Here is a 15,141-nt window from a genome sequence, read left to right on the forward strand (position 1 = left end):
GGCGATCAGGCGAAGTCGGAGATGTCGCCGACGAGGCGGGTGTTGTCCGCGGGGATCGGCTCGACGGCCGCCAGAGCGACCTCGGCCGCGAACTCCTGCACGTTGTAGAGCTTGCCGGCCGACTCGCGACGCGAGCTGATCGCGCCCGGGTTCGCGCGCTCCAGCAGGGTCGCGGTGATGGTGCCCTCGATCATGTCGCCCGAGACGACGACGAACTCGATCCCGCGCTCGGCGAGCTCACCGATCCGCTCGCGCAGGGCGTCCTCGCCGGCGCGCTTGGAGAGCGCGACGGGCTCGTACTCGGGCATCGTGGGCGTGGTCCGGATGAAGTGCGCCTGGTGGCTCGTGACGAACACGACACGAGATCCCTCGGAGAGCAGCGGCAGCGCCGCGTCGAGCACGGCGACCTGCGAGTCGCGGTTGAGGACCATCGCGTAGTCCTCCCCCATGTTGCTCTCCATGCCGCCGGAGGCGTTCAGGACGAGCACGTCCAGTCCTCCGTACTCCTTCTCGATGCGGGAGAAGAGCTCGGCGCGCGAGTCGGCGTCGGTGAGATCGGCGCCGACGGCGACGGCGGTGCCGCCGGCCTCGACGATCTGCGCGACGAGCTTGTCGGCGCGCGGCGCCTTCGAGCGGTAGTTGACGACGACGCGGGCTCCGACCTCGGCCAGGTAGCGGACCGTGTCGGCGCCGATGCCGCGGGACGACCCGGTGACGAGAGCGCGCTTGCCGTCGAAGGAGCCGGGGGCGAGGGGATTGGACACGGGTATTCCTCCAGAACGCCGGCTCGGAGACCGGATCGGGCACGATGACGGGCCACGGCCCGACGGAGGAGTCTACCAAGGGCCTCGAGACCGTCGGCGCACCCCCTCTCCCAGCCCTCGTCCGGGGGGCGTTGATAGCCTGGGAATGCTCGTCGAGGGGAAGGAGCACACAGCATGGACGCTGTCACCCAGTACGCGTGGATCCTCTGGCTCGCGCTGATCCTCATCTTCGCGATCGTCGAGATGATCACTCTCGAGTTCACGTTCCTGATGCTCGCCGTCGGCAGCATCGGCGGACTGCTGACCGGGCTGGTCGGGGCTCCCTTCTGGGTCCAGGTCCCCGTCGCGGCCGTCCTCGCCGCCCTCCTGCTGTTCACCGTCCGGCCGCCGCTGCTGCGGCTGCTGAAACGGGGCGGCGATCCCACCCCCAGCGGAGCGGACGCTCTCCTCGGGCTCTCCGGCAGCGTCGTCCTCGCCGGCCCCGGAGCCGGCCAGGTCAAGCTCGCCAACGGCGAGACCTGGACCGTCCGCCTGTCCCCGCTCGTCGAGGACCGCACACTCGGAGTCGGCGAGAGAGTCGTCGTCACCGCCATCGAGGGCGCGACCGCGGTCGTCGTCCCCGCCGAAAGGAGCACACCGTGACACCGTCCTCCGTCGTGACCATCGTCGTCGTCGCCGCCGTCGTCCTCTTCGCCCTGGTCGTCCTCTTCCGAGCGGTCCGCATCATCCCGCAGGCCACCGCCGGGGTCGTGGAGCGCCTCGGCAAGTACCACAAGACCCTGCTGCCGGGCCTCAATCTCGTCGTGCCGTTCATCGACCGGGTCCGCCCGCTGATCGACCTGCGCGAGCAGGTCGTCTCGTTCCCGCCCCAGCCCGTGATCACGGAGGACAACCTCGTCGTCTCCATCGACACGGTCGTCTACTTCCAGGTGACGGACGCCCGGGCGGCGACCTACGAGATCGCCAACTACCTCGGCGCGGTCGAGCAGCTGACCACCACCACGCTCCGCAACGTCGTCGGCGGCCTGAACCTCGAGGAGGCGCTGACCTCCCGCGACAACATCAACGGCCAGCTGCGCATCGTCCTCGACGAGGCCACCGGAAAGTGGGGCATCCGCGTCGGACGCGTGGAGCTCAAGGCCATCGACCCGCCTCTCTCCATCCAGGACTCGATGGAGAAGCAGATGCGCGCCGAGCGCGACCGTCGAGCCGTGATCCTCACCGCCGAGGGCACCAAGCAGTCCCAGATCCTGAACGCCGAGGGTCAGCGCCAGGCCGCGATCCTCGCTGCGGAGGGCCAGGCGAAGGCGGCGGTCCTGCGGGCCGAGGGTGAGGCCAAGGCGATCACCACCGTCTTCCACGCCATCCACGAGGGCCGCCCCGACAGCGAGCTCCTCGCCTACCAGTACCTCCAGACGCTCCCCAAGATCGCCGAGGGCAGCGCGAACAAGCTCTGGGTCATCCCGAGCGAGCTCACCGAGGCGCTGAAGGGCATCGGAGGCGCGCTCGGCCAGCGCGGCCAGTCCGCCCCGGCGGTCCGCCCACAGGACGCGGCACCCCCGTCGGCGCCTGCGGCGTCCGCGCCTGCCGCATCCGGGTCCGCCGGCTCCACTCCTGTCGAGCCCGGATCCGACACGTCCGCCCCCGCGGCGCCCGCGACGACCGACGGAACCCCGGACTCAGCGCCCACTCCCCCGCCGCCGGCCGTCTAGCCGCGGACCCGGTCCGCGATGCGCACCCCTGAGCGACCCCTCGCCCTGAGCGGGCCGACCCCCCGGGTGATCGCGCATCGCGGGTTCGGCCCGCCGGCCGAGGGCAACACGCTCGCCGCCTTCGAACGCGCCCTCGCCGCGGGTGCGGACCTCCTCGAGACGGACGCGCGCGCCTCCCTCGACGGGGTCGCCGTGCTCGTCCACGACGCCGAGGTGATCGACCGCTCCGGCCGCCGCCACGTCGTCGCCGCCACCCGGTGGGAGGAGCTCGCCGACCTCCGACTGGCGGGCGGCGCCCGGCTCGCCTCTCTCGAGCAGGCCCTCGCCGCACTCCCCCGCGCGCGCTTCAACATCGACGTGAAGTCGCGGGACGCGATCGACCCGGTCGTCGCGGCGGTGTCCGGCGCCGCCGCCGCGGAGCGCGTCCTGATCACCTCGTTCTCCGAGATCCGTCGAGCAGCGGCCCTCCGCCGTCTTCCCGGCGCCGCGACCTCGGCGTCGGCGGTCCGCTTCGTCGTCGCCCTGGTCGCCGCCCACCTCGGCGCCGCCCTCCCCGTGCGTCTCGCTCTCCGCGGCATCGACGCGCTCCAGGTGCCCGAGCGCGCGCTCGGCCTCCGCGTCGCCGAGCCGCGGATCCTCGCCCGGCTGCGGGTGACCGGCTGCGAGATCCACCTCTGGACCATCGACGATCCGGAGCGGATGGAGCAGCTCCTCGCGCTCGGGATCGACGGGCTCGTGACCGACCGCACCGACCTCGCCCGAGCGGCCGTCGACGCCTTCCTCAGCGCCCGTCGGCCACGCCCTCAGGAACCGCGGAATACGCCTCCGACCTGAGGATTCTCTGGCAATGGCAGGGACGGGAAGACCACCTCCAGGTACGACGTTGACACTGGGGAAGCACAGCGAGAGGAGACCACACAATGGCAGATCGAAGCTTGCGAGGAATGCGGCTCGGATCCCAGAGCCTGCAGAGCGAAGAAGGCGTCGTCTTCTCCCCGCGATCGACGTACGAGTACCACTGCGCGAACTGCGGCCACGACACCGACATGGTGTTCTCGGCCGATGCGGAAGCGCCGGAGACCTGGGAGTGCCGCTCCTGCGGTCACGAGGCCACTCTGATGGTGGACTCGAAGCCGGTCGTCGTGGACAAGGGCGAGCAGAAGGCTCCGCGCACCCACTGGGACATGCTGCTCGAGCGCCGGACCCGCGCGGAGCTGGAGGAGCTGCTCGAGGAGCGGCTCGCCTATCTGCGCGCCAGGCGCGGCGAGCACAAGATCGGCGCGTAGCGCCGGTCAGCGGGAACGGCGTCGCGGCTCGCGCGTCCTGAGGACGAACGAGACCATGCCGATGAGACCGGCGGCCAGGAAGTACCAGCCGAGGTCTCGCGCCCACACCAGAGCCGGGGTCGTGGTGGAGCTGAGGGGGACCTCGTCCACCATGGCACCCGGCTCGAACCATGTCAGGGAGTCGATCGTCGCGCCGTCCGGCCCGATGATCGCACTCGTCCCGACGGTCGAGATGTTGACCACGCTGCGCCCGGTCTCGATGGCCCGCAGGCGAGCGATGGCGAGCTGCTGGACGCTCTCGTCCGTCCGGCCGAAGTCGGCGTTGTTGGTCTGCCCGAGGATGACCTGGGCTCCCCCGTCGACCATCGCGTTCGTCAGCGCGTCGTCCGAGATGTCGAAGCAGATCGCGATGCCTGCGAGGACGCCGTTCACGTCGAAGACGTTGGGACGGGTGCCGATCGAGTAGTCCCGGCTCACCAGGTCGACCAGGTCCGGAGCGAACATCCGCCAGAACGCGCGGTCCGGCATGTACTCGGCGAACGGGACGGGATGCACCTTGTCGTAGACCTGCGTCGCCCCCTCCCCCGCCTTCCAGAGCAGCGAGCTGTTGTAGAAGACGTCGTCCGAGGGGTTCGTGATCGTGCCCACGACGAACGGCGCGTCCATCGTCCGGCTGAGGTAGTCGAGGACGGCGGCCGACTGGGCGTTCCGGGTCGGATCGATGTCGACGCCGTTCTCGGGCCACACCACCATGTCGACGTCCTGATCGAGGATCGGCAGCGTCGCCGAGGTGTGGTCCTCGAGGATCTGCCCGCGGTAGCTCTGCGAGAACAGGCCCGCATCGGAGTCGCCCTGGACGGCGGCGATCTGGGTCGTGCCCTCCGTCGGTGCCGGCCAGGCGGGGAACACCAGCGCCACGATCGCGAAGCCCGCGAGGGCGCTGACGCGAGAGGAGGCCGGGACGGACATCTCGCGGACGGCCTGCGCGAGCACGGCCGCGAGGAACGCCACCACGAAGCCGAGGCCGGCGAAGCCGATCCACGCCGCGAGACCGGCGAGCGGGCCGAGGGACTGCGAGATCGCTAGGCGGCCCCAGGCGAAGCCGCCGTAGGGCCAGACGCTGGTGATCGACTCGCGCCCGATCCAGAGCGCCGCCAGGAGGGCGGGGAGGCCGACCATCCGGCCTAGCGGTCCCGTCCAGACGCGGTGGCCGCGCGTGGAGACAACCGCCATCAGCCCCGCGGAGAGCGCGAAGAAGATCGCCTGCAGGCCGGCGAGGGCCGCCCACGGGACCGGGCCGAGGTAGAGGGTCAGCCACTCGATGTGGACGCCCCAGAAGACCGCTCCGCCGACGAGGCCGACGAGGCTCCCGCTCCAGAAGCCGCGCCCCGCCAGCGCGAACAGGATCGCCGCGGCGCCCACGATCGCCAGCGGCCAGACGTCGGAGTCGGGGAAGCCGCGGTCGAGCACGGCGCCGCCGAGGGCGGCGAGGGGCAGCGCCACCCACAGCGGAACGGTCCGCCCGTCGGGCGGAGGAGCGATCGGCGTCATGCGACCGTCGAGTACGCGACGATGCCGCGGCGGACCAGGTCGAGGGCGGTCCGGGCCGCGCGGCCGACCTTGCCCTCGGCGACGACGGAGAGCTGATCGAGGAGGTCGATGGTCTGCTTCGCCCAGCGCACGAAGTCGCCGGCGGCCATGTCGGACTCGCGGAGCACCATGTCGAGCGGCATGCCCTTGGCCCACATGTTCATCGACAGCGCCAGGCTCGTCGAGATCGGGTTGCTGCCCGGCAGGCGGTGCTCCCGCTCGACGTCGTCGAGCCGGGCCCACAGAAGCTGGGTCCTCTCCAGCGCCTCGGGGAACGCGCCGCGGGGCAGGAACTGCTCGCCGAGCGTCCCCTCCTCGCGTCGCGGCTCGAAGACCAGGCAGCACGCCATCGCCGCGAGGCCGGCCGGATCGAGCTCCGTCCACGCCTGCTTCCGGAGGCACTCGGCGACGAGCAGGTCCCGCTCCCCGTAGATCCGGCGGAGCGTGCGACCGTTGGGCGTCAGCGAGAGTTCGCCGACCTCGTCCCGGCGGAAGTAGCCGAGCTCGAGCAGCACGTCCGTGATGTGGTCGAAGATGCGGGCGACGGCGCCGGTGCGCGAGCGGATCTGGCGCTCGATCTCGTCGGTCTCGCGGCGCAGCTTCCACCAGCGCTCAGCCCAGCGCGCGTGCTGCTCGCGGTCGGAGCAGGCGTGGCACGGGTGCGCCTTCATCCGACGCCGCAGGCTCGTGAGCTGTCCCTGGCGCTTCTCGCGCTCGGCGTGGGAGGCCGACTCGCCGCGCACCGCGCCCCGGCGCTCGAGGTCGCCGATCTCACGGCGGATCGCCGCGTACTGCTCGAAGTCGCCCAGGTGGCACTGCATCGCCGTGACGTAGCCCGCCATCGACTCCTCCTGCTGGCGGACCCGGCGGGCGAGATCGACGACGGACCGGTCGGCCTGGAACTGCGCGAACGACGACTCGAGGATCTCGCGCGTGCGCACCCGCCCGAACTGCTCGATCAGGTTCGCGGCCATGTTGTAGCTGGGGCGGAAGCTGGAGTTGAGCGGGTAGGTCCGCCGGGAGGCGAGGGACGCGACCGCCTGGGGGTCCATCCCGCCGCGCCACTGGATCACCGAGTGGCCCTCGACGTCGATGCCGCGTCGGCCCGCCCGGCCGGTGAGCTGGGTGTACTCCCCCGGTGTGATCGGGACTCGCGCCTCGCCGTTGAACTTCTCGAGCTTCTCGAGGACGACCGTGCGGGCCGGCATGTTGATGCCGAGCGCGAGCGTCTCGGTCGCGAAGACCACGCGCACGAGCCGGCGCAGGAACAGCTCCTCGACGACCTCCTTGAAGGCGGGGAGCATCCCGGCGTGGTGCGCGGCGACGCCCCGCTGGAGTCCGTCGAGCCACTCCCAGTAGCCGAGCACCGCGAGGTCCTCGTCGCGGATCGTCCGGCACCGCTCCTCGACGATCGCGCGGATCTCGTCGCGCTCGTGGCGCTCGGTGAGGCGCACGCCCGACCGCAGCACCTGGCGCACGGCCTGGTCGCAGCCCGCACGGCTGAAGACGAAGAAGATCGCGGGGAGGAGGTTCTTGCCGCGGAGGATCTCGACGACCTCCGAGCGCAGCACGAGCTCCTCGGTGCGCTGCTCCGGGTAGCGGCCGCGACCGCCTCGGCCGTTGCGGCCGCCCCTGCCGCCGCGCTCGACCCGGGAGCCGCCCTGGGCCATGCGGGCGAGCTCGGGGTTCACCCGGTTCGTCGCCGCCCGACCGGAGGAGTCGAAGAGATCGACCAGCTTGCCGCCCACCAGGACGTGCTGGTCGAGCGGGACGGGCCGCTCCTCGGAGACGATGACCTCGGTCTCGCCCCGGACGGTCTGGAGCCAGTCGCCGAACTCCTCGGCGTTCGACACGGTCGCGCTGAGCGAGACCAGCCGCACGCGCTGCGGGAGGTGGATGATGACCTCCTCCCAGACGGCGCCGCGGAAGCGGTCGGCGAGGTAGTGCACCTCGTCCATCACGACGTAGGCGAGGTCGCGCAGGAGGTCCGAGTCGGCGTACAGCATGTTGCGCAGCACCTCGGTCGTCATCACGACGATGCGGGCGCGCGCGTTGACGTTGGAGTCGCCGGTCAGCAGACCGACCTCGGAGGCTCCGTAGTCCTCGACGAACTCCTGGAACTTCTGGTTGCTCAGCGCCTTCATCGGCGTCGTGTAGAAGACCTTGGCCGTCGGGTCCTGCATGGCCAGGTGGATCGCGAACTCGGCCACCGCCGTCTTGCCGGCGCCGGTGGGCGCGGCGACGAGGACGCTGTGGCCGTCGTCGAGAGCGCTGCAGGCCTCGTACTGGAAGGGGTCGAGGTCGAACGCGAGGGTCGAGCGGAACGCCTCGACCCTCGCGTGGCCCTGGCGCGTCCGGAACGCGGCGAACCGCTCGGCGGGAGACGGTCCGGTCACGCGGGCAGGTCGGAGGGGCTGCCGTCGAACACCAGCTGGCGCTTGGCGGCGCGCCGGTCGTGCAGGATCGCGATCCCGCAGGCGAGGAAGAACAGGAAGATGATCGGGATGGCCAGGAGGAACATCGAGATCGGGTCGGCCGCGGGGGTCGCGATCGCCGTGAAGAGCACGATCGCCATGATCGCGATGCGCCACGACTTGAGGATCAGGATGCCGGGGAGGATGCCGAGGAAGTTGAGGAGCACCAGGAAGACGGGCAGCACGAAGGCGATGCCGACGACCAGCACGAGCTTGAGAACGAACTCGTAGTAGATCTTGGCGTCGAGGAAGCTCGCCGCGTTGCTGCCGGTGAAGCTCGTCAGGAGCTCCACGATGTGCGGGAACACGAACCAGCCGGCCGCACAGCCCGCGAAGAACAGCGGGATGGCGGTGAGGATGAAGCCGAGGCCGTACCGCATCTCCTTGCGGGTCAGGCCCGGGACGAGGAACGCCCAGATCTGGTAGAGCCAGACCGGGCTCGCCAGGACGATGCCCACCGTGATGGCGATCTGCAGCCGCAGGTCGAAGGCACCGGCGATCGTCGGGAAGTTGAGGATCGCCTCCTTGCCCTGGGTGGAGGCCACCTCGGAGATCGGAGCCTTGAGGGCCTCGAAGACCCACTCCGAGACGAACCACCCCGCGACGCACGCGATGACGATCGCGATCGCCGACTTGAAGAGCCTGTTGCGAAGCTCGACGAGGTGCGCCCCGAGCGACATGCGCCCGTCGGGGTTCTTCGTCCGCTTCGTCCGTGGCTTCTTCGGTGCCACGGACGTCATTACTTGAGCGGGGACTCGGGCGGCGTGGTGGTGCCGGTGCCGGTGGTCGTGCCGGTGGATCCGGCGACGGTGCCGGTGGTCCCCTCGGTCGACTCACGGCGCTCGGTGCCGTCCTCGTCCTTCATGGTCTTGACCTCGCTCTTGAAGATCCGCATCGACTGCCCGACACTGCGGGCCAGCTGCGGGAGCTTGGGCGCACCGAACAGGAGGAGGATCACGGCGAGGATGATGAGGAGGTGCCACCCCTGGAGGCCAGCGAACATTGCAGACTCACTTCACTTGTCGGTTGCGGTGTACGAGGAGCTTACCCTGTTCGACCCGTTCTGACCGGCGGAGATCGATCCTGTCGCGACGTGCGTCACGCCGGCCCTCGTGCGCACGCCTCACGTCGTCGCGATCGGCGAACAGCGACGAGGACGGCCGGGGCGGCAGGTCGTCCGTCATTCCAGGACTCAGTGTCTCGAGTTTCGCGGTGACCTCGGACAGCTGTCCGAGGAGCACCTTCCCCTTGCGCCAGTAGGAGAGGGCGAAGAGGACCAGCATCGCCAGAGCGCCCAGCGCGAGGCCGAGCCAGATCAGGATCCACGACCACCAGGTCACGACGGCTCCCCCTCGTTCGCGGCGAGCGCGGAGGCCGCCCAGAGCGCGACCGCGGTGCGCGCCTCGGGGGGTGCCACCACGGTGACGAGACCCGCCAACGACGCCACCAGGCGCGTCAATCCCTCCAGATGGGCGACGCGGAGACGGACGAGGACACCGTGGTCCTCCTCCCCCGGCACGGGATCGGGGAACTCGGCGTCGGCCGCGTAGTCGCCCAGCAGCACGACGGCGCTGGGGGCGACGCGCAGGTCCACGACGAGATCGGAGGCGGAGGCCTCGAAGAGCCGTTCCGAGAGGGTCACCTCGTTGCGGCGCCGGACGATCGGCGTCCCCGTGTCGCGGAGGGAGCGCATCCTGTCGACCCGGAACGTCCTGACGCCCTCGCGGAGGTGGTCCCATCCGCGCAGGTACCAGTCCCGATCGACCGATTCGAGCACGAAGGGGTCGACGAGCCGGGACTCGGTCTCGCCGCGGGCGCTGCGGTAGTCGAAAGCGACCTGCGTCGCCGAGCCCATCGCTGTCCGCAGGAGCGCCACAGCGCTGTCCGCGCCCGTGCCGCGCGAGACCGCGACCGCGCTCGGGGCCGAGGAGGCGCCGCGTGCGAGCTTCCCCATCAGCGAGGCGATCCGGTCGTTGCCCTGGTTCTCGGGCAGCGCTGCGAGGTACTGCATGCCGGCGATGAGGGCGGCGGCCTCCCGCGCCGAGAACCTCGGCGAGTCGTCGATCGCGACCTGGTGGGTGAGGACGACGTGGTCGTTCTCCTCGAAGTCGTCCCAGCCGATGTCGAAGAGGTCGTTCGCCTGGTACTGCGCGGTCTCGCCGGGGATGCCCGAGACGGCGATGAGGCGCACCGCGCGGCGCACCTCCTCCTCCGGGATCTCGAAGTGCGCGGCGACCTCGGCGACGGAGACGCGGCCCCGGTCGAGCAGGTAGGGAACGAGGGAGAGGAGGACGGCCAGGCGGTCGCGCGCCTGCAGGGAGCGGGGTCTAGCCACGGGGATCCCCTCCATGGTCGTCCAGGGTGCGGCGGAGGCGGTCGAGGACGCGGCGGCGGAGCTCCTCCGGCTCGAGCACCCGCACCTCGGGACCGTGACCGGCGAGCTCGTCCGCGAGCACGTCCGGGTCGGTGTAGTGCAGGCGCAGCAGGCCCTGGCCCTCGCCCTCGGCCTCGGCACGCCCGCCGAGACGGAGGGCGGCGTCGGAGTCGGGGGCGACGCGCAGGAGCGCGCTGTTGCGCTGCAGGATCTCGTCGAGCTGGGCGAGAGCGGTCGCCGCGTGGTCCCCCTCCACGAGAGGCGCGGTGCGGCCGGTGGACGCGACCGGCCCGACGATCCGCGACAGGAGGAAGGTCCGCGTGCCCTCGGCGCCCTCGTCCCAGCCGTGGAGGTGCCAGCGCCCCTGGTGGTTCACCAGGGCGCGGGGCTGCACGGTGCGCACGCGCGGCTCCTCGCCGCCGGGCTTCAGATAGGGGAAGCGGACGACCTGGCCGCGGTCGAGCGCAGCGTTGAGCGGCTCGAACGAGGCCTCGCGGACCCGGATCGAGGGGCTGATGCCGATGACGGGGTCGACGGACTCGACCCCGATCGAGCGCAGCTTGATCAGCGCGCGCCGCGACTCCGCCGAGAGCGTCCCCTCGCGCCAGACCGCCCCGGCCAGGCGGAGCAGCGCGAGCTCCTCCGGGTCGAAGGTCAGGTCGGCCGGGAGGTCGTAGCTGCGCTTCGCGATGCGGTACCGGACGGTCTGGGTGTTGCCCGGGTCGCCCGGGGCGTCGACCGTCTCGATCGGGATGCCCAGCTCGCGCAGGTCGTCCTTGTCGCGCTCGAACTGGCGCTCGAGCGAGGTCCGGTCGCCCCGGCCCACCCGCTGCCGGTAGCCCTGCACCGTGGAGAGGACGTCGGCCTTCGTCAGTCCGTTCTCTGCCGCGACGAGCGCGAGCACGAGGTTGAACAGACGCTCCTCGGCCGGGACGCGGCTCGAGGACGGGGCGTCGGAAGGCACGCCCTCCAGTCTAGGGCCGGGCCCGGTCAGACCTTTCCGAGGATGTCGGCGACGAAGATCAGCGTCGCGCCGCCGGGGATCCCGCCCTGAGGGGAGCCCTGGTCGCCGTAGCCCTGGTCCGGCGGGATGACCGCGATGACCTGGGATCCGACGGGCTGGCCGATGAGGGCGTCGGCGAATCCGGCGATGACTCCGCCCTGGGTGGTCGAGCCGTCGGCGGCCGTGAAGACGGCGGGAGCGCCCTTCTCCCAGCTGGAGTCGAACACCTTCCCGTCGCTCCACTGCCAGCCTGTGTAGGCCACGACGACCTGGTCGCCCTCGGCGACGACGTCGCCGTCGCCCTTCTTGAGCTGGGCGATGCGGAGGTCGGTCGGCGCGTCACCGGAGGGCTTCGCGAGCCCCGGGCGTCCGTCGTCGCCGAGCGTCACCGTCGGGAAGCCGTCGGGCGCGGGCTGGGCGGCGCCGTTCGCGCGGGCCAGCGAGGCCTCGCGGACGTCCGCGACGAGCACGAGCGTGTCGTCCTCCGAGATGCCGAGCTGCGACGAGGACTGGCCGAAGCCGTCCTCGGGGGCGATCGCGATGGCGACGCGCGAGCCGACCTGCGTGCAGAGGAGGCCCTCGTTCAGGCCGACGAGCCCGGCTCCGCCGACGCCGAAGCGGGCGGTGCTCGACCCGTCGTAGGGCGAGGTCTCGAGGACCGTGCCGTCCGCGCCGTTGACCAGGGTGTAGTCGATGGTGACGAGCTGGCCCTTCTCGAGCGGTGCGCCCGAGCCCTCGATGAGGGTGCTGACCTGCGTGCCGTCCGCCTTCAGCGGCGTCGGGACGCTGACGTCCGGCTTCGCTCCGAAGTCGCCCGTGGCGCTGACCGCCGCCGAGGAGTCGCCGGAGGAGAACGGAGCGTCGCAGTCCGCCTGCGAGGAGGACGCGGTGCATCCGGTGAGAGCGGCGACGATGCCGATGCCGGCGATGAGCGCGGTGGTCCTGCGCACGGGTCCTCGATTCGAGAGAAGGGGAGCGGTGACGCCCGAGGTGGAGACGGCCCGGAGGCCGGGAACAGCTTAGAGGATGCCCTCGTCGTCGGGCTCCGCGGTCTCCTCGCCGAACCCGCGGGCCCGGGAGAGCTCGGCGCTGGTGGCGGACTCGCGGACCCGCTTGCGGAGGCTCTTTGGGCTCACGGCGCGCTCGCCGAGCGCGCCGGGGGTCCAGGCCTCCACGTCCTCGTCGCTGAAGTCCGTCTTCGACGGGCGACGCTTGAGCTCGGGGAGCACGGTGTCCGGAGCGAGCCGGCGAGCGGTGATGAGGAAGCCGGTGTGGCCGATCATCCGGTGGTCCGGCCGGACCGCGAGGCCCTCGACGTGCCAGCCGCGGACCATGGTCTCGTTCGACGACGGGTTCGTGAACTGGCCCGAGGCGCGGATCGCCTCCGCCGTCCGCGAGAGCTGCGTGACGGTGGCCACGTAGCAGAGGAGTACTCCGCCGGGCGTGAGAGCGTCGGCGGCGACGTCGAGGCACTCCCAGGGCGCGAGCATGTCGAGCACGACGCGGTCGGCCTCGCCGGACGGGACCGTGCCGGGCAGCGCCTCGACGAGGTCGCCGACGGTGACGCTCCAGTTGTCGGGCGTGTAGCCGAGGAAGGTCTCGATGTTCGCCCGTGCGACATCCGCGAACTCCTCGCGCCGCTCGAACGACGACAGCCGGCCGGTCGGACCGACCGCCCGCAGCAGCCAGAGCGAGAGCGCGCCGGAGCCGACACCGGCCTCGACCACGCGGGCGCCGGGGAAGACGTCGGCGAGGGCGAGGATCTGGGCCGCGTCCTTCGGGTACACGATCGCCGCGCCGCGGGGCATCGACATCACGAAGTCGGCGAGGAGAGGGCGCAGCGCGAGGTGCTCGACGCCGACGGTGTTGGTCACCACCGAGCCGTCGGGCAGCCCGATCACCGTGTCGTGCTCGATGCCGCCCCGGTGCGTGTGGAACACCTTGCCGGGAACGAGCGTGATGGTGTTCATCCGCCCCTTGGGTCCCGTCAGCTGGACGCGGTCCCCCGCGCGGAAGGGTCCGGAATGCTGCAGTGCCTCACCGGTCATCGGCGGGCCTCCGTCTCGGTCGTGGCCGGGCCGGAGCCGCGGTGCTCGGAGGACACCGTCGCGAGGTCCGCGACGGTGCGGCCCGCGAGAGTGGGCCAGAGGGCGTAGGGGCCGGCGGGGTCGAGCTCCAGCTGGTGCGGGACGCCGATCGACGCGGCTCCGGAGGCGACGGCCGCGCCGAGGCCCGTGAGGGAGTCCTCGATCGCGACGCAGGCGGCGATGTCGACACCAAGGGTGCTCGCGGCGAGGAGGTACGCCTCGGGGTGAGGCTTGCTGCGCTCGACCATGTCGCCGCTGACGACGGCGGCGAAGGCGGGGAACGGGATCCGGTCCACGACGGCCGCGGCCATCCGCGAGATCGACATCGTGACCAGCGCCTGCGGCACTCCCGCCTCGGACACCGCGCGCAGCAGCTCGAGCGCGCCCGGTCGCCACGGGATGCTCACGGCCAGCTGGTCGACGACCTCGTCGGTCATCCGGTCGATGATCGCGTCGACGGAGAGGTCGACGCCCTTGCCCTGCAGGATGCGGGCGGCGGCGGGCAGGCCCGAGCCGACGAGTCCCATCGCGTCCTCGTGGGTCCACACTCCGCCGAAGGAGGAGACGAGCGCGTGCTCCGACGCCATCCAGTACGGCTCGGTGTCGACGAGCGTCCCGTCCATGTCCCAGAGGACGGCGGCGGGGGCGGACGCTCCTCCGAGCGGCTCGGAGGACAGCGGCCGGGCGGAGGTCTCGGGAGTCACGAGCGACCATGGTACCGGCAGGGCCGCGCCCCTCCCCGGCCGCGGGCCGAGAGCGAACAGCGCGGCCGATCCCGCCGGACGGGACGGGCGGGGCCGGGGGCGGTCCTATCCTGGACGGAGGGACAGGCGCGGTGTGCGCTCCCCGCACATCGAGCCGAACGCGGAGATCCTGCCTATGAACGTGATCACGGGGAACGTCCTGGTCGTGGCCTTCGAGGGCTGGAACGACGCCGGGGACGCCGCCAGCGGCGCGCTGCGGCTGGTCAAGGACGCCGGGGAGTACGTGCCCCTCTTCGCCGTCGACGCCGAGCAGTACTACGACTTCCAGTACACCCGCCCCATGCTCTCGATCGGCGAGGACGGCCGCCGCAGCCTCGCCTGGCCCGGCACCCAGATCTTCGGCCCGGCCGACACCTCGGTCGACGCCGAGAGCGCGCTGTACCTCATGATCGGCACCGAGCCCTCGCGCAGCTGGAAGAGCTTCGCCGCCGAGGTCGTCGACGCCATGCTCGCGATCGACATCTCCGCCGTCGTCTTCCTCGGCGCGATGCTCGCCGACGTCCCGCACACCCGGCCGATCTCGATCTTCGCCTCGAGCGAGAACGCGGAGCTGCGGAGCTCCTTCGAGCTCGAGCGCTCCAGCTACGAGGGGCCGGTCGGCATCCTCAGCGTGATCGGCGAGGCCGCGCAGAAGGTCGGCATCCCCGCCGTCTCGATCTGGGCCTCCGTCCCGCACTACGTGCACAACGCGCCCTCGCCCAAGGCGATGCTGGCGCTGCTCGAGAAGCTCGAGGAGGTCGTCGGCCTGGCGATCCCCCGCGGCGACCTCGTCGAGGAGGCGGAGGAGTGGGAGCGCGGCATCGACGCCCTCGCCGCCGAGGACGAGGAGATGGCGTCCTACATCGCCCAGCTCGAGCAGGCGCGCGACACCGTCGACTCGCCCGAGGCGAGCGGCGAGGCGATCGCCCAGGAGTTCGAGCGCTACCTGCGCCGCCGCGGCGACGGCCGCTCCGGCGAGGAGCCCTGGCGGCCGTAGCCTCCGCCGGCGCCCGCTCGTCCGAGACGGTCGTCGATCACTGGACTGTTCCCGACCGATGACACTCCGGGCCGCCCTGACGGGACTCGCCCCTGACGGGACTCGAGCCGT

The 15,141-nt window shown here is 71.6% G+C and carries 16 protein-coding genes; 5 read left to right on the top strand and 11 right to left on the bottom strand.

Annotation, left to right across the window (positions count from 1 at the left end):
• Positions 1 to 5 precede the first annotated feature (5 nt).
• A complete protein-coding gene (locus C5C46_RS00280) occupies positions 6 to 764 on the bottom strand; it encodes an SDR family oxidoreductase (RefSeq protein ID WP_104225258.1) in 759 nt (252 codons plus the stop codon).
• Between the two features lie 174 nt (positions 765 to 938).
• Between C5C46_RS00280 and C5C46_RS00285 the strand changes: the two genes are divergently transcribed.
• From C5C46_RS00285 to C5C46_RS00300, 4 genes are all read left to right on the top strand, one after another.
• Positions 939 to 1,406, top strand: a complete 468-nt coding sequence (locus C5C46_RS00285) for an NfeD family protein (RefSeq protein ID WP_104225259.1) — start codon at positions 939 to 941, stop codon at positions 1,404 to 1,406.
• Positions 1,407 to 1,420: 14 nt separating this feature from the next.
• Complete coding sequence (locus C5C46_RS00290; protein ID WP_374953249.1) at positions 1,421 to 2,476, top strand: SPFH domain-containing protein; 1,056 nt, start codon at positions 1,421 to 1,423, stop codon at positions 2,474 to 2,476.
• 18 nt (positions 2,477 to 2,494) lie between these two features.
• A complete protein-coding gene (locus tag C5C46_RS00295) occupies positions 2,495 to 3,310 on the top strand; it encodes a glycerophosphodiester phosphodiesterase family protein (RefSeq protein WP_104225260.1) in 816 nt (271 codons plus the stop codon).
• An 86-nt stretch (positions 3,311 to 3,396) separates the two neighbouring features.
• Positions 3,397 to 3,762: an RNA polymerase-binding protein RbpA gene (locus C5C46_RS00300; RefSeq protein WP_068207052.1), complete on the top strand. Its 366-nt coding sequence runs from the start codon at positions 3,397 to 3,399 to the stop codon at positions 3,760 to 3,762.
• Between the two features lie 6 nt (positions 3,763 to 3,768).
• Here the strand turns inward: C5C46_RS00300 and lnt are convergent, their stop codons facing one another.
• From lnt to C5C46_RS00350, 10 genes are all read right to left on the bottom strand, one after another.
• Positions 3,769 to 5,313, bottom strand: coding sequence for an apolipoprotein N-acyltransferase (gene lnt, locus C5C46_RS00305; protein WP_104225261.1), 1,545 nt, complete (start codon positions 5,311 to 5,313; stop codon positions 3,769 to 3,771).
• Positions 5,310 to 7,748: an RNA helicase gene (locus C5C46_RS00310; protein WP_104222026.1), complete on the bottom strand. Its 2,439-nt coding sequence runs from the start codon at positions 7,746 to 7,748 to the stop codon at positions 5,310 to 5,312. Before C5C46_RS00310 ends, lnt begins: the two co-directional genes overlap by 4 nt.
• Complete coding sequence (tatC, locus tag C5C46_RS00315; protein WP_308471125.1) at positions 7,745 to 8,566, bottom strand: twin-arginine translocase subunit TatC; 822 nt, start codon at positions 8,564 to 8,566, stop codon at positions 7,745 to 7,747. The genes C5C46_RS00310 and tatC overlap by 4 nt, the downstream gene beginning before the upstream one ends.
• Positions 8,566 to 8,829 (bottom strand): Sec-independent protein translocase subunit TatA, encoded by a 264-nt coding sequence (gene tatA, locus C5C46_RS00320; RefSeq protein WP_104222022.1) that lies wholly within the window; start codon positions 8,827 to 8,829, stop codon positions 8,566 to 8,568. The genes tatC and tatA overlap by 1 nt, the downstream gene beginning before the upstream one ends.
• Positions 8,830 to 8,836: 7 nt before the next feature.
• Positions 8,837 to 9,166, bottom strand: a complete 330-nt coding sequence (locus C5C46_RS00325; RefSeq protein WP_104222020.1) for a hypothetical protein — start codon at positions 9,164 to 9,166, stop codon at positions 8,837 to 8,839.
• Positions 9,163 to 10,161 carry a YafY family protein gene (locus C5C46_RS00330; protein WP_258059235.1) on the bottom strand — a complete coding sequence of 333 codons (999 nt, stop codon included), beginning with the start codon at positions 10,159 to 10,161 and terminating at the stop codon, positions 9,163 to 9,165. The genes C5C46_RS00325 and C5C46_RS00330 overlap by 4 nt, the downstream gene beginning before the upstream one ends.
• A complete protein-coding gene (locus tag C5C46_RS00335) occupies positions 10,154 to 11,164 on the bottom strand; it encodes a YafY family protein (RefSeq protein ID WP_104222016.1) in 1,011 nt (336 codons plus the stop codon). The genes C5C46_RS00330 and C5C46_RS00335 overlap by 8 nt, the downstream gene beginning before the upstream one ends.
• Positions 11,165 to 11,190: 26 nt before the next feature.
• Positions 11,191 to 12,153 carry an FKBP-type peptidyl-prolyl cis-trans isomerase gene (locus C5C46_RS00340; RefSeq protein ID WP_104222014.1) on the bottom strand — a complete coding sequence of 321 codons (963 nt, stop codon included), beginning with the start codon at positions 12,151 to 12,153 and terminating at the stop codon, positions 11,191 to 11,193.
• A 69-nt stretch (positions 12,154 to 12,222) separates the two neighbouring features.
• Complete coding sequence (locus C5C46_RS00345) at positions 12,223 to 13,251, bottom strand: tRNA (adenine-N1)-methyltransferase (protein ID WP_104225263.1); 1,029 nt, start codon at positions 13,249 to 13,251, stop codon at positions 12,223 to 12,225.
• A complete protein-coding gene (locus C5C46_RS00350; RefSeq protein WP_258059236.1) occupies positions 13,248 to 13,994 on the bottom strand; it encodes an HAD family phosphatase in 747 nt (248 codons plus the stop codon). The genes C5C46_RS00345 and C5C46_RS00350 overlap by 4 nt, the downstream gene beginning before the upstream one ends.
• Positions 13,995 to 14,169: 175 nt before the next feature.
• Between C5C46_RS00350 and C5C46_RS00355 the strand changes: the two genes are divergently transcribed.
• Positions 14,170 to 15,030 (top strand): proteasome assembly chaperone family protein, encoded by an 861-nt coding sequence (locus C5C46_RS00355; protein WP_104222142.1) that lies wholly within the window; start codon positions 14,170 to 14,172, stop codon positions 15,028 to 15,030.
• Positions 15,031 to 15,141 lie beyond the last annotated feature (111 nt).

It is taken from the genome of Rathayibacter sp. AY1E6 (assembly GCF_002931115.1).
GTDB lineage: Bacteria > Actinomycetota > Actinomycetes > Actinomycetales > Microbacteriaceae > Rathayibacter.